Origin of the sequence: Mycobacterium sp. E2462, from assembly GCF_001672685.1 — a bacterium.
In the GTDB taxonomy this organism is placed as follows: Bacteria; Actinomycetota; Actinomycetes; order Mycobacteriales; family Mycobacteriaceae; genus Mycobacterium.
Map to the genome: position 1 here is coordinate 1 of NZ_LZKC01000089.1, position 13,336 is coordinate 13,336.

Below are 13,336 nucleotides of genomic sequence, written 5' to 3' on the forward strand. Positions count from 1 at the left end.
CGCCGACCCCGTCGACGGCGATGACCACCGGCTCGCGGCCGGCGGCGACCGTGCGGGACTCGGTGAACCCGAACGCGTCGTAGAGGTGGATCTTGTCGTAGTGGGCGCTCGACCCGTCGGGACCCGCGGCGATCAGCGTGTTCTTGACCCGGCCGTCACCGGCCGGGGTGAACATCCCCGCGACCACGGTAAGGCCGGAGTTGGTCGCGATCCGGCGCACCCCATCGGCCCAGGGGCCGTCGACCGGCTCGGCGACCGGCGCCAGCGGGACACCGAAGCGGCACATGGTGGCCTCCGGGAACACCACCAACCGCGCGCCGGCGTCGGCGGCCTGGGCGCTGTAATCCCGCACCAGCTGCAGATTCGCCGCGGGATCGGTGCCGCTGAGCAGCTGCGCCAAGGCGATTCGCATGGGAGCCAGCTTAGCCGCGGCGGGCCCCGGCGAACCGGGCGACGGCTCAGGCCGTCTTGGCGATCCACTCCGTGGTGAACCGCTGTTCGGCGGCCATCAGCTCGGCCAGTTGGCTGCCGATGATGTTCTCCAATTTTCCGCCGATGATCGGAACGCGCACCTGCACGGTCGCGCGGAACGTCAGCCGGGTGCCGCCCGTCTCGGCGATGGGCACCAGCTCCGCGGTGCCGGACAGGTTGACCGGGGCGTCGACGATGGAGCCCAGGACCGAACCCTGCGCCGCCCCACCGGTCACCGGCCCCCAGGACTCCTCACGGCGGATGCACAGGTCGCCGGCGTGCAGCTGGGTGACCATACCCGGCAACTTGTGGCTGCGGATGACCTGCAGCGTGACCACCTCGACGGTGTCCTCCCCGGATTCGCCGAGGGTCATCGACTCCAGGGTGGCGACGTCCACGCCCGAGCCGGCCAGCCGGGCCCGCCAATAATTTTCGTCCGTGAAAGCGCGGTGCACCTGGTCAACGCTGCCGTCGTAGTCGGCCGACAAGTCGAATGAACGCGGCATAGCTGGTCAGGCTACCGTTACGGGCCATGAAGACCAGCGCTGCCGGAGCGAAGTTCGCCGGCGCGGTGGTGGCCGAGGGGGTGCCGCTGGCGCCGCTGACCACCCTGCGGGTGGGGCCGGTCGCGCGTCGCCTCATCACCTGCGTCTCCAGCGAGCAGGTGATCGCGGTCCTGCGGCAACTCGACCGCCACGCCGCCGAACGCGTGCTGGTGTTCGCCGGCGGATCCAACGTGGTACTCGCCGACTCGCTGACCGACCTGACCGCGGTGCGGCTGGCCAACGACGGCATCGCCGTCGAGGGCAACCTGGTCCGCGCCGAGGCGGGCGCGGGCTGGGACGACGTCGTCGTCACGGCCCTCGACCACGGCCTCGGCGGCCTGGAATGCCTGTCCGGCATCCCCGGCTCGGCCGGGGCCACCCCGGTGCAGAACGTGGGAGCCTACGGCGTGGAGGTCTCCGACAGCATCACCCGGGTGCGGGTGCTGGACCGCGCCAGCGGCGAGACGCGCTGGCTGCCGGCCGGTGAGCTGGGCTTCGGCTACCGCACCAGCGTGCTCAAACGGGCCGGACAGCGGCTGCCGCTGGTGGTGTTGGAGGTGGAGTTCGCGCTGGACGCGTCGGGCCGCAGCGCCCCGCTGCGCTACGCCGAGCTGACCGCCGCGCTGGGCGTCCGCGCCGGCGAGCGCGCGGACCCGCGCGCCGTGCGCGACGCGGTGCTGGCGTTGCGGGGCCGCAAGGGCATGGTGCTCGACACCGCCGACCATGACACCTGGAGCGTCGGTTCCTTCTTCACCAACCCGGTCGTCGCCCCCGAGGTCTACGACCGCCTCGCGCGCGACACCGCCGGGCCGGTGCCGCACTACCCGGCCCCGGACGGGGTCAAGCTCGCCGCCGGCTGGCTGGTGGAGCGGGCCGGCTTCGGCAAGGGCTATCCGCAACCGGACGGCGCCTGCGGCGAACCACCCTGCCGGCTGTCCACCAAGCACGCGCTGGCACTGACCAACCGCGGGCACGCCCGCTCGGACGATGTGCTGGCCCTGGCCCGGACCGTCCGTGACGGAGTCCGCAGCGTGTTTGGTATCACATTGGAGCCCGAGCCCGTCCTGGTCGGCTGCAGGCTGTAGCCGCAAATTTCGCCGCGCCGCGCGCGGCGCCGCTTCGTCGCGACCGAGTTGGCCGATTCTGCCCGGTATCTTTGTCTTTCGTGAGCCCGTCCCGCCCGCCGAAGCCGATCAACCGGCGTCTGGCTTTGGCGACCCTCGGGCTCGGTGTGCTCTCTCCCGGCGTGCTGGCCGCCTGCTCCGGCTCGACCGCCAAGCAAGCGGAGAAAAAGGAGCAGCCGGCTCCCCAGATCAAGTACTCGCCGGCGACCTCCGCCGAGAACGTGGTGCCGGTCACCCCGGTCAGCGTGGAGATCACCGACGGCTGGTTCCAGAAGGTGACGCTGACCAACTCGGCGGGCAAGGCCGTCGCCGGCGCGTTCAACGCCGACCGCACGGTCTACTCGACCACCGAGCCGCTGGGCTATGACACGACCTACACCTGGAGCGGGTCGGCCGTCGGGCACGACGGCAAGGCGCTCCCCGTCGCGGGCAAGTTCACGACGGTGGCCCCGACCAAGAAGATCGGTGGCGCCTTCCAGTTGGCGGACGGCCAGACCGTCGGCGTCGCCGCGCCCATCATCATCCAGTTCGACGCGCCGATCAGTGACAAGGCGGCCGTCGAGAAGGCCCTCACGGTGACCACGAACCCGCCGGTCGAGGGCAGCTGGGCCTGGCTGCCCGACGAGGCGCAGGGCGCCCGCGCGCATTGGCGCACCCGCGAGTACTACCCCGCGGGCACCACCGTCAACGTGGAGGCCAAGCTCTACGGCCTGCCGTTCGGTGACAACGCCTACGGCGCCGACGACATCTCGTTGAACATTCAGATCGGCCGCCGGCAGGTGGTCAAGGCCGAGGTCTCGTCACACCGGATCCAGGTGGTGCGCGACGAGGGCGTCGTCATGGACTTCCCGTGCAGCTACGGCGAGGCGGACAAGGCGCGCAACGTGACCCGCAACGGCATCCACGTCGTCAGCGAGAAGTACTCCGACTTCTACATGTCCAATCCCGCCGCCGGTTACAGCAACGTGCACGAACGCTGGGCGGTCCGCATCTCCAACAACGGCGAGTTCATCCACGCCAACCCGTCCAGCGCGGGGGCGCAGGGCAACAGCAACGTCACGAACGGCTGCATCAACCTCTCGACCAGCGACGCCGAGCAGTATTTCCACACCGCCATGTACGGGGACCCGGTCGAAGTCACCGGCAGCACGATCCAGCTGTCGTACTCCGACGGCGACATCTGGGACTGGGCCGTGGACTGGGACACCTGGGTGGCCATGTCGGCGCTGCCGCCCCCGACCGCGCGCCCGCCGTCGACCCAGATCCCGGTCACCGCGCCGGTGACGCCGTCGAACGCGCCCACCCTGTCCGGCACGCCGACGACGACGACCTCCACGTCGACCAGTCCGACTTCGACGTCGACCAGTCCGACGTCGACTAGCTCCGGCGGTTGAACCGGCTCGTCGACGCCTGATCACGCGGTTTGAGGACGATCAGGTCCAGGTCGACGTGCGGCGGCCGCGAAGCCACGAACCCGATCACCTCGGCCACGTCGGCCGCCACCAGCGGCGTGATGCCGCTGTACACGGCGTCCGCGCGTTGCTGGTCCCCGTCGAAGCGAATCAGCGAGAACTCGGTCTCGACCGCACCCGGGGCGATTTCGGTGAGCCGGACCGGTTTGCCTAACAGCTCGCCGCGCAGCGTGCGGTGCAACGCCCCCTGGCCGTGCTTGGCCGCGGTGTAGCCGGCGCCGCCGTCGTAAACCTCAAGCGCCGCAACCGAAGTCACGGTCACAATCAACCCGTCGCCGGAGGCGATCAGCTGGGGCAGGAGCGCCCGGGTGACCCGCAACGTGCCCAGCACGTTGGTCTCCCACATCCAGCGCCAGTGCTCCAGGTCGGCCTCGGCGACGGGCGCCAGGCCCCGTGCCCCGCCGGCGTTGTTCACCAGAACGTCCACCCGGCTCAGCCGTTCGGCCAGCGCCGCCACCGCCGCATCGTCTGTGACATCAGCCACAATCGCGGTGCCGCCGATGTCGTTAGCCAGCGCCTCGATGCGGTCCGCCCTGCGGGCCACCGCGACGACGTGAAAGCCCTGCGCAGCAAGGATTCGCGCGGTTGCCTCGCCAATCCCGGAGCTGGCCCCGGTCACCACTGCTACCCGTTGATTTTCGCCGAATCCCGTCACCGGAATAACTGTAATGAACGTGCTAAATTTCCGTTGTGCACCTCAGCGCCCTGTCCCACACCACCACCACCGCGTGTCTTTGCGCGGCGGGTGCGTGTTGTTGCTGCGCACTTTGCCGCTCCTGACCCAGACCAGGACGTGGCCAACGACCGGCCAGCAAATTCGGACAAAGGACGCTCGTGCGCTCGAACACCCTCACTCATTCGCACCATTCTTCTAATCGGGCGGTAGCCCTGGGATCGGGCCAGAAGGCCCATCGGTCGGTGCGCCGGCAGATCGTGCCGCCGGCGCTGCACATCCCCGACTCCGCGGCGGCCTCGGTGTTCCGCGCCGTCCGGCTGCGCGGCCCCGTCGGCCGTGACGTCATCGCCAACGTCACCTCGCTCAGCATCGCCACCGTCAACCGTCAGGTCATCGCGCTGCTCGAGGCCGGCCTGCTCCGTGAGCGCGCCGACCTGGCCGTCTCCGGGGCGATCGGGCGTCCCCGCGTCCCCGTCGAGGTCAATCACGAGCCGTTCGTGACGCTGGGCATCCACATCGGCGCGCGGACCACCAGCATCGTGGCCACCGACCTGTTCGGCCGGACCCTGGACACCGTCGAGACGCCCACGCCGCGCAACCCCGCCGGGCCCGCGCTGGCGTCGCTGGCCGACAGCGCCAGGCGGTACCTCAGGCGCTGGCACCGGCGCCGGCCGCTGTGGGTGGGCGTCGCCATCGGCGGCACCGTCGACAGCGCCACCGGTCACGTGGACCACCCGCGGTTGGGTTGGCGGCAGGCCCCGGTGGGATCGGTGTTGGCCGACGCGCTGGGCCTGCCGGTGTCGGTGGCCTCGCACGTCGACTCGATGGCCGGCGCCGAGCTGCTGCTCGGCATGCGGCGGTTCCTGCCCAGCTCGCCGACCAGCCTCTACGTCTACGCCCGCGAGACCGTGGGCTACGCCTTGGTGATCGGCGGCCGGGTGCACTGCCCCACCAGCGGCCCCGGCACCATCGCGGCCCTGCCGGCCCACTCGGAGCTGCTCGGGGGTACCGGGCAGCTGGAGTCGACGGTGAGCGACGAAGCCGTGGTGGCCGCGGCGCGCCAGCTGCGGATCCTGCCGTTCGCCCCCACCGGTCGCGCCGCCGGGTCCGCCGCCGGCATCAGCGACCTGTTGCGGATCGCCCGCGCGGGCAACCAGCAGGCCAAGGACCTGCTGGCCGAGCGCGGCCGGGTCCTCGGCGAGGCGGTCGCGCTGCTGCGCGACATGCTCAACCCCGACGAGCTGGTGGTCGGCGGCCAGGGCTTCACCGAGTACCCCGAGGCCATGGATGCCGTCGAGGCGGCCTTCGCCGAGCGGTCCGTGCTGGGACCGCGCGACATCCGCGTCACCGTCTTCGGCAACCGGGTGCAGGAGGCCGGCGCGGGCACCGTCTCGCTGGCCGGGCTGTACGCCGACCCGCTGGGCGCGATGCGGCGGGCCGGCGCGCTGGACGCCCGGCTGCGTGACGACGCTCGGGACGAGTCGTCCGCCTGACGCGACCCCGTGTCCTGCGCGCTTGGTCTGACCGGCGGATCGTCCTGTAAAGATGACAGAGTGCGGCACGATGACGTCTACCGGCTGAATGAGCCGCGTCGGGTCGCAGTGTTGGCGGTGCACACCTCCCCGCTGGCCCAGCCCGGCACCGGCGATGCCGGGGGCATGAACGTCTACGTCCTGCAGACCGCGCTGCACCTGGCGCGGCGGGGCATCGAGGTCGAGATCTTCACCAGGGCGACCGCGTCCGCCGACCCGCCGGTCGCGCGGGTGGCGCCCGGGGTGCTGGTGCGCAACGTGGTCGCCGGCCCGTTCGAGGGCCTCGACAAGTACGACCTGCCCACCCAGCTGTGCGCGTTCGCGGCAGCGGTGCTGCGCGCCGAGGCGTCGCACGAGCCGGGCTATTACGACATCGTGCACTCCCACTACTGGCTGTCCGGGCAGGTCGGGTGGCTGGCCCGCGACCGGTGGGCGGTGCCGCTGGTGCACACCGCGCACACGCTGGCCGCGGTCAAGAACGCCGCGCTGGCGGACGGGGACACGCCGGAGCCGCCGCTGCGCACGGTCGGGGAACAGCAGGTGGTCGACGAGGCCGACCGGTTGATCGTCAACACCGACGACGAGGCCAAGCAGCTGATCTCGATCCACCACGCGGACCCGGGACGCATCGACGTCGTGCATCCCGGGGTCGACCTCGAGGTGTTCCGCCCGGGCGACCGCCGCGCCGCGCGCGCCGCGTTGGGCCTGGGCGTCGATGAGCCCGTGGTCGCGTTCGTCGGCCGGATTCAGCCGCTCAAGGCGCCCGACATCGTGTTGCGCGCCGCCGCGCAGCTGCCGGGGGTGCGCGTCGTCGTGGCCGGTGGCCCGTCGGGCAGCGGGCTGGCCACCCCCGACGGGCTGATCCGGCTCGCCGCGGCGCTGGGCATCACCGACCGGGTGACGTTCCTGCCCCCGCAGAGCCGCCCCGACCTGGCCACCCTGTTCCGCGCCGCCGACCTGGTCGCCGTGCCCAGCTACTCCGAGTCGTTCGGCCTGGTCGCGCTGGAGGCGCAGGCGTGCGGCACGCCGGTGGTGGCCGCCGCGGTCGGGGGGTTGCCCGTGGCCGTGCGCGACGGCGTGACCGGGTCCCTGGTGGACGGGCACGACGTGGACCGGTGGGCGGCGGCCCTGGACCGGATGCTGCGCCTGCCGGCAGCGCGGGCGACGCAGATGAGCGCCGCGGCCGCCGCGCACGCGGCCACCTTCTCCTGGGATCACACCACCGACGCGCTGTTGGGCAGCTATCGACGCGCCATCCGGGACTACACCGCCGAGCGCAGGGGAGTGGGCGCATGACGACGACCGTGACCGAGACGATCGAGGACGCGCTGCGGGGCAGCGGGCTGACCTACTCGAAACACGAAGGGGCGCATGGCGGGTTGCCCGGCCTGGTGGTCGAGCTGCCGGGGGAGCGCAGGCTCAAGACCAACACCATCCTGACCGTCGGCGAGCATTCGGTGCGGGTGGAGGCGTTCGTGTGCCGCAAGCCCGACGAGAACAACGAGGGCGTCTACCGGTTCCTGCTCAAGCGCAACCGGCGGCTCTACGGCGTGGCCTACACGTTGGACAACGTCGGGGACATCTACCTGGTCGGGCGCATGTCGCTGGCGTCGGTGGACGCCGACGAGCTCGACCGGGTGCTCGGGCAGGTGCTCGAGGCGGTGGACGCCGACTTCAACACGTTGCTGGAGTTGGGTTTCCGCTCGTCCATCCAGAAGGAATGGGAGTGGCGGGTGTCGCGCGGTGAGTCGCTGAAGAACCTGCAGGCCTTCGCGCATCTCATCGACGACGACGATTCGGACTAGCGGTGACGACCTCGGCTCCGCGACCGTAAGTTGGCCGCGCTGCTGGGGCCCGAATCCCGCAGTGGGCTTACGCTCGGCGAGCCGCAGACGCTGCGTGAGAGACTCTGTGCATGGGTGACACTGCCACGCTGGTGCTGCTTCGCCATGGCGAAAGCGAATGGAACTCGCTGAACCTCTTCACCGGCTGGGTGGACGTCGGGCTCACCGACAAGGGGCGCGCCGAGGCGGTGCGCAGCGGCCAGCTCCTGGCCGAGCACGGCCTGCTGCCCGACGTGCTCTACACGTCGCTGCTGCGCCGCGCCATCACCACCGCACACCTGGCCCTGGACGCCGCCGACCGGTTGTGGATCCCCGTGCATCGCAGCTGGCGCCTCAACGAGCGCCATTACGGCGCGCTGCAGGGCTTGGACAAGGCCGAAACCAAGGCCCGGTACGGCGACGAGCAGTTCATGGCCTGGCGGCGCAGCTACGACATCCCGCCGCCGCCGATAGAGAAGGGCAGCACCTACAGCCAGGACGCCGACCCCCGCTACGCCGACATCGGCGGCGGCCCGCTCACCGAGTGCCTGGCCGACGTGGTGGTGCGGTTCCTGCCGTACTTCACCGACGTCATCGTCCCCGACCTGCGCAGCGGCAAGACGGTGTTGATCGTGGCCCACGGCAACTCCCTGCGGGCGTTGGTCAAGCACCTCGACCAGGTGTCCGACGAGGAGATCGCCGGCCTGAACATCCCGACCGGCATTCCGCTGCGCTATGACCTGGACGCCGACCTGCGCCCGTTGCTGCCAGGCGGCAGCTACCTGGACCCGGAGGCCGCCGCCGCCGGGGCCGCCGCCGTCGCCAATCAAGGCGGCAAGTAAGCGGGCTGACCACCCTTCCTGAGCACCGGCCCCCCGGATGCCAAACTCCGCGTAAACGGCAGCGGAACACCTGTGGCGCAATGTGTGACTTGTCCGATTTTGGCCTCGCTCCGCTAGGGCGGCGTTAAGGAAGATTTGTAGGATTTGCTATGTGACTGTGTTCTCGGCGGTGTTACTCGCCGGGGTCGTGTCCGTGCTGGCGCTGGCCGTGGGAGTGGTGGCCGGTATCCGGCTGTCGGGCCGGGCGACGCAGCGCCGCCAGCAGGTGAACACCGCGTGGAGCGGCATCACGGTCGCGCAGATGCTCCAGCAGATCGTCGCGCTGATGCCGATGGGCGCCGCCGTGGTCGATTCCCACCGCGACGTCGTCTACCTCAACGACCGCGCCAAGGAGTTGGGCCTGGTCCGCGACCGTCAACTCGACGACCACGCGTGGGAGGCCGCGCAGCAGGCCCTGAGCGGTGTGGACGTCGAGTTCGACCTGAGGCCGGCGAAGCGCACGGGTGGGCGCTCCGGGCTCTCGGTGCACGGGCAGGCCCGGCTTCTCAGCGAGGAAGACCGGCGCTTCGCCGTGGTCTTCGCCCACGATCAGTCCGACTACGCCCGCATGGAGGCGACCCGGCGCGACTTCGTGGCCAACGTCAGCCACGAGCTCAAGACGCCCGTCGGCGCCATGGCGCTGCTCGCCGAGGCCCTGCTGGCGTCGGCCGACGATTCCGAGACCGTCCGGCGCTTCGCCGAGCGGGTCCTCGTCGAGGCGAACCGGCTGGGCGACATGGTGGCCGAGCTGATCGAGCTGTCCCGGCTGCAGGGGGCCGAGCGGTTGCCCAATGTCACCGAGGTTGACGTCGATCGCGTTGTGACCGAGGCGATTTCGCGGCACAAGGTGGGTGCCGACAACGCCGACATCGAAGTGCGTACCGACGCCCCCAGCGGCCTGCGGGTGCTGGGCGACGAGACCCTGCTGGTGACGGCCCTGGCCAACCTGGTGTCGAACGCGATCGCCTATTCGCCGCCGGGCTCGCCGGTGTCCATCAGCCGTCGCCGCCGCGGGGAGAACATCGAGATCGCCGTCACCGACCGCGGCATCGGGATCGCGCTCGAGGACCAGGAGCGGGTGTTCGAGCGGTTCTTCCGCGGCGACAAGGCGCGGTCGCGCGCCACCGGTGGCAGCGGGCTGGGTCTGGCCATCGTCAAGCACGTCGCCGCCAACCACAACGGCAGCATCGGGGTGTGGAGCAAGCCGGGCACCGGATCGACGTTCACGTTGTCGATTCCGGCGGCGCTGCCGTCGGACGACGGCGAGGAGCAGGCCGACCAATTGCAGGGCCGCGAGGTGCGGCCCGGCCGGTCACAACGAGAGGAAGAACTGAGCCGATGACGCGCGCGTATGACGATGCAGGGCGCAGCGATGAGGAGGAATCGCGCCGATGACGAGTGTGCTGATTGTGGAGGACGAGGAGTCGCTGGCCGACCCGCTGGCGTTCCTGCTCCGCAAGGAGGGCTTTGAGGCCACCGTGGTGACCGATGGCTCGGCGGCGCTCGCCGAGTTCGACCGCGGCGGCGCCGACATCGTCCTGCTCGACCTCATGCTGCCCGGCATGTCGGGCACCGACGTGTGCAAGCAGTTGCGGGCCCGCTCCAGCGTGCCGGTGATCATGGTGACCGCCCGCGACAGTGAGATCGACAAGGTCGTCGGGCTGGAGTTGGGCGCCGACGACTATGTGACCAAGCCGTATTCGGCACGCGAGTTGATCGCCCGGATCCGGGCGGTGTTGCGCCGCGGCGGCGACGACGATTCGGAGATCAGCGACGGCGTGCTCGAATCCGGGCCGGTGCGGATGGACGTCGAACGCCACGTCGTCTCGGTCAACGGCGACACGATCACGTTGCCGCTCAAGGAGTTCGACCTTCTCGAGTACCTGATGCGCAACAGCGGCCGGGTGCTGACCCGCGGTCAGCTGATCGACCGGGTGTGGGGCGCGGACTACGTCGGCGACACCAAGACGCTCGACGTGCACGTCAAGCGGCTGCGGTCCAAGATCGAGGCCGACCCGGCCAACCCGGTGCACCTGGTGACCGTGCGCGGCCTCGGATACAAGCTCGAGGGCTGACGGGGCCCACCTCGGGCCTACGTCGCGGCGGCTACTCGGCGATGCGCGTCGCCGGGTGCACGGCGATAAGCCCTAACTTGCTGCGCCGCTTACACATTGCGGCCAGCTCCGCGTAGGCCTTGCTGCCCAGCAGCTCGGTCAGCTCGTCGGCCAGGCTCTCCCACACCTGCGTGGCGCCGACGTGCGCGGCCGGGTCGCCGGTGCAGTACCAGTGCAGGTCGGCGCCGCCGGAGCCCCAGCCGCGGCGGTCGTACTCGGTGACCCAGGTCTTGAGGATCTCGCTGCCGTCGGGCCGGGTCACCCACTCCTGGCTGCGGCGGATCGGCAGCTGCCAGCACACGTCGGGCTTCATGGTCAGCGGCGGCACCCCCAGCTTGAGGGCCTTGCTGTGCAGCGCGCAGCCGACGCCGCCGGGGAAACCGGGACGGTTCAAGAAGATGCAGGCGTCCTTGTGCTTGCGGGTGCGGTACTGCGGTTGCCCGTCGTGCTCGTCGAGCTCCAGGTATCCCTTGCGCCCCAGACCTTTTTCGCGGAACTGCCAGTCGCTGTCGGTCAGCTGCTGCACCGCGTCGTCGAGGCGGGCGCGGTCGTCGTCGTCGGAGAGGAAGGCGCCGTGCGAGCAGCACCCGTCGTCCGGGCGGCCCGCCACGGTGCCTTGGCAGGCCGGGGTGCCGAAAACACAGGTCCAGCGCGACAGCAGCCAGGTCAGGTCGGCCGCGATCAGGTGCTCGGGATTGTCTGGGTCGTAGAACTCCACCCATTCGCGGGCGAAGTCCAGCTCGACCTCTTCCCCCGGCCGGGGTTGCGAATTCGCCACGCAGTCCACGGTAGACCACGATTCGTGCCGTCCGGTTCGCTGACACTCGGCCCCTATGGTCCTCGTCACGGCGGTGAAACCGGGTCTCGAAAAGCACGCGCTCCGACGGCCACGTTAGGTTGTTGTCGTGCGATTGGGTGTGCTCGACGTGGGCAGCAACACGGTCCATCTGCTGGTGGTCGACGCCCACCGCGGCGGGCACCCGACGCCGATGAGCTCCACGAAGGCCACGCTGCGGCTGGCGGAGTCGATCGACAGCTCCGGCAAGCTCACCAAGCGGGGCGCCGAGAAGCTGATCTCGACCATCGACGAGTTCGCCAAGATCGCGGACAGCTCGGGCTGCGCGGAGCTGATGGCGTTCGCCACGTCGGCGGTGCGCGACGCCGAAAACTCCGACGACGTGCTCGCCCGGGTGCGTAAGGAGACCGGGGTCGAGCTGCAGGTGCTGACCGGGGTGGCCGAGTCGCGGTTCACCTTCCTGGCGGTGCGCCGGTGGTACGGCTGGAGCGCGGGGCGCATCATCAACCTCGACATCGGGGGCGGCTCGCTGGAGATGTCCAGCGGCGTCGACGAGGAGCCCGAGGTCGCGTTGTCGCTGCCGCTCGGCGCCGGGCGGTTGACCCGTGAATGGTTGCCCGACGACCCGCCCGGCCGGCGCCGGGTGGCGATGCTGCGGGATTGGCTGGACGCCGAGCTGGCCGAGGCCAGCGTGAGCGTCCTGGAGGCGGGCCACCCCGACCTGGCGGTGGCGACATCCAAGACGTTCCGCTCGCTGGCGCGGCTCACCGGTGCGGCCCCGTCGGCCGCCGGGCCGCGCGTCAAACGAACGCTGACCGCGAACGGCCTCAGGCAACTCATATCTTTCATCTCTAGGATGACGACCGCTGACCGGGCAGAACTGGAAGGGGTGAGCGCCGAGCGGGCGCCGCAGATCGTGGCGGGCGCGTTGGTGGCGGAGGCGAGCATGCGAGCGCTGTCTATCGAATCGGTCGATATTTGCCCGTGGGCATTACGGGAAGGTCTCATTCTGCGCAAACTCGACAGCGAAGCGGACGGAACGGCCTTGATGGGTCCGTCCGTGCGCGATGCTGGAGGGCAGGCAGTTGATCGGAACGGAAGCCGATCGAGAGGCGACAAACCATGACCGGACCGCACCCCGAGGCCGAGGGCGACAACACCAGGCCCATCTCGGTCGCCGAATTGCTGGCCAGGAATGGAACCATCGGCGCGCCGGCCGTCACCCGGCGCCGGCGGCGTCGGCGCGGTGACAGCGACGCGGTGACCGTCGCCGAACTCACCGGCGAAATCCCGGTGATCCGCGACGACGACTTCGACGAGCCCGACGCCGACGACACCGCCCAGACCGGCGCGCCGGCCGCGCCGGAAGCTCCCGAACCCCCCGCGGCCGAGGATCACCAGCACGGAGAGCACCAGCGCGACGATGCTGTTCCAGCGCCACAGTTGGTCGAACGCGACGAACAAGCCGGCGCCGAAGGCGACGGCCATGATCGACTGCAGCACCACCAGGGCGCCGTGCCAGAGGTTCTCCAAGCGTCCCTGCGCCGGCGGGGTCTCGGCGTCGCCGGGTGCGGGGTCGGCGTGCCCGTCCGTCAGGGGGGCGTCGCCCGGGGCCGCGCCATCCTCGTCGAGCAGCTCCGAGTCCTCGGTCCGCAGGAAGGAACGCACGTAGGCGGAATCCTCGGACGCGGTCTCGGCCTCACGCACCTCGGAGTCCATGACGTCGACCGGGATGTCGGCGTAATGATCCAGCGGGTCGAAGCTCATCTCCTCGGCGCCCGCCGCTTGCCCGAGCGGGCCGGCGCCCGTGGCCGGGCGACCCTCGTCGGCCTGGTGGTCGGTGTTCGGGTGGTCCGCAAAACCGAGGACATCGCCAGCACACTGATCGCGGTCGCGGTCAGC

At 70.6% G+C, this 13,336-nt stretch carries 14 protein-coding genes; 10 read left to right on the forward strand and 4 right to left on the reverse strand.

The annotated features are described in order from the left end of the window. Window positions 1-412: nitrilase-related carbon-nitrogen hydrolase (locus A5714_RS04435; protein ID WP_304528502.1), on the reverse strand; the 412-nt coding region annotated here is incomplete at its 3' end. Between the two features lie 46 nt (window positions 413-458). Further along, window positions 459-977, reverse strand: a complete 519-nt coding sequence (locus tag A5714_RS04440; protein WP_068283142.1) for a DUF2505 domain-containing protein — start codon at window positions 975-977, stop codon at window positions 459-461. A gap of 26 nt (window positions 978-1,003) precedes the next feature. Here A5714_RS04440 and A5714_RS04445 point away from each other — a divergent pair, with 26 nt between their 5' ends. Both A5714_RS04445 and A5714_RS04450 read left to right on the forward strand, forming a co-directional pair. Beyond that, complete coding sequence (locus tag A5714_RS04445; RefSeq protein WP_068073585.1) at window positions 1,004-2,101, forward strand: UDP-N-acetylmuramate dehydrogenase; 1,098 nt, start codon at window positions 1,004-1,006, stop codon at window positions 2,099-2,101. A gap of 71 nt (window positions 2,102-2,172) precedes the next feature. After that, window positions 2,173-3,534 (forward strand): Ig-like domain-containing protein, encoded by a 1,362-nt coding sequence (locus A5714_RS04450; protein ID WP_068073589.1) that lies wholly within the window; start codon window positions 2,173-2,175, stop codon window positions 3,532-3,534. Here A5714_RS04450 and A5714_RS04455 read toward each other — a convergent pair. Then, entirely contained in the window at window positions 3,518-4,267 is a 750-nt protein-coding gene (locus A5714_RS04455; protein ID WP_068073591.1) for an SDR family oxidoreductase, read from the reverse strand. The two genes, A5714_RS04450 and A5714_RS04455, sit on opposite strands and share 17 nt — an antisense overlap. A gap of 233 nt (window positions 4,268-4,500) precedes the next feature. Here A5714_RS04455 and A5714_RS04460 point away from each other — a divergent pair, with 233 nt between their 5' ends. The 6 genes from A5714_RS04460 to regX all read left to right on the forward strand — a co-directional run bounded on the left by A5714_RS04460 (window position 4,501) and on the right by regX (window position 10,599). After that, entirely contained in the window at window positions 4,501-5,781 is a 1,281-nt protein-coding gene (locus tag A5714_RS04460; RefSeq protein WP_369829422.1) for an ROK family protein, read from the forward strand. 60 nt (window positions 5,782-5,841) lie between these two features. Next, window positions 5,842-7,116, forward strand: a complete 1,275-nt coding sequence (gene mshA, locus A5714_RS04465; RefSeq protein WP_068283151.1) for a D-inositol-3-phosphate glycosyltransferase — start codon at window positions 5,842-5,844, stop codon at window positions 7,114-7,116. Continuing rightward, window positions 7,113-7,625 (forward strand): YbjN domain-containing protein, encoded by a 513-nt coding sequence (locus A5714_RS04470; protein ID WP_068283154.1) that lies wholly within the window; start codon window positions 7,113-7,115, stop codon window positions 7,623-7,625. The genes mshA and A5714_RS04470 overlap by 4 nt, the downstream gene beginning before the upstream one ends. A gap of 110 nt (window positions 7,626-7,735) precedes the next feature. Further along, window positions 7,736-8,485: a phosphoglyceromutase gene (locus A5714_RS04475; protein WP_068073601.1), complete on the forward strand. Its 750-nt coding sequence runs from the start codon at window positions 7,736-7,738 to the stop codon at window positions 8,483-8,485. Window positions 8,486-8,636: 151 nt separating this feature from the next. Beyond that, window positions 8,637-9,866 carry a cell wall metabolism sensor histidine kinase WalK gene (locus tag A5714_RS04480; protein WP_156671383.1) on the forward strand — a complete coding sequence of 410 codons (1,230 nt, stop codon included), beginning with the start codon at window positions 8,637-8,639 and terminating at the stop codon, window positions 9,864-9,866. Between the two features lie 49 nt (window positions 9,867-9,915). Continuing rightward, window positions 9,916-10,599: a two-component sensory transduction protein RegX gene (regX, locus tag A5714_RS04485; protein ID WP_007768263.1), complete on the forward strand. Its 684-nt coding sequence runs from the start codon at window positions 9,916-9,918 to the stop codon at window positions 10,597-10,599. A gap of 31 nt (window positions 10,600-10,630) precedes the next feature. On the opposite strand, the gene A5714_RS04490 is transcribed toward regX, so the two are convergent. Beyond that, on the reverse strand, window positions 10,631-11,425 hold the full coding sequence (locus A5714_RS04490) for a hypothetical protein (protein WP_068073604.1): 795 nt from the start codon (window positions 11,423-11,425) through the stop codon (window positions 10,631-10,633). A 118-nt stretch (window positions 11,426-11,543) separates the two neighbouring features. On the opposite strand from A5714_RS04490, the gene A5714_RS04495 reads away from it, so the two are divergent. Both A5714_RS04495 and A5714_RS26930 read left to right on the forward strand, forming a co-directional pair. After that, a complete protein-coding gene (locus A5714_RS04495) occupies window positions 11,544-12,560 on the forward strand; it encodes a Ppx/GppA family phosphatase (RefSeq protein WP_068073606.1) in 1,017 nt (338 codons plus the stop codon). Continuing rightward, window positions 12,557-13,336: hypothetical protein (locus tag A5714_RS26930; RefSeq protein WP_068283157.1), on the forward strand; the 780-nt coding region annotated here is incomplete at its 3' end. The genes A5714_RS04495 and A5714_RS26930, both read left to right, overlap by 4 nt.

What these genes read in the sequence shown, in the direction of transcription:
- A5714_RS04475 (WP_068073601.1), top strand. Translation starts at nt 7,736, where the DNA reads ATGGGTGACACTGCCACGCTGGTGCTGCTTCGCCATGGCGAAAGCGAA.
- regX (WP_007768263.1), top strand. Translation starts at nt 9,916, where the DNA reads ATGACGAGTGTGCTGATTGTGGAGGACGAGGAGTCGCTGGCCGACCCG.
- A5714_RS04445 (WP_068073585.1), top strand. Translation starts at nt 1,004, where the DNA reads ATGAAGACCAGCGCTGCCGGAGCGAAGTTCGCCGGCGCGGTGGTGGCC.
- A5714_RS04440 (WP_068283142.1), bottom strand. Translation starts at nt 977, where the DNA reads ATGCCGCGTTCATTCGACTTGTCGGCCGACTACGACGGCAGCGTTGAC.
- A5714_RS04470 (WP_068283154.1), top strand. Translation starts at nt 7,113, where the DNA reads ATGACGACGACCGTGACCGAGACGATCGAGGACGCGCTGCGGGGCAGC.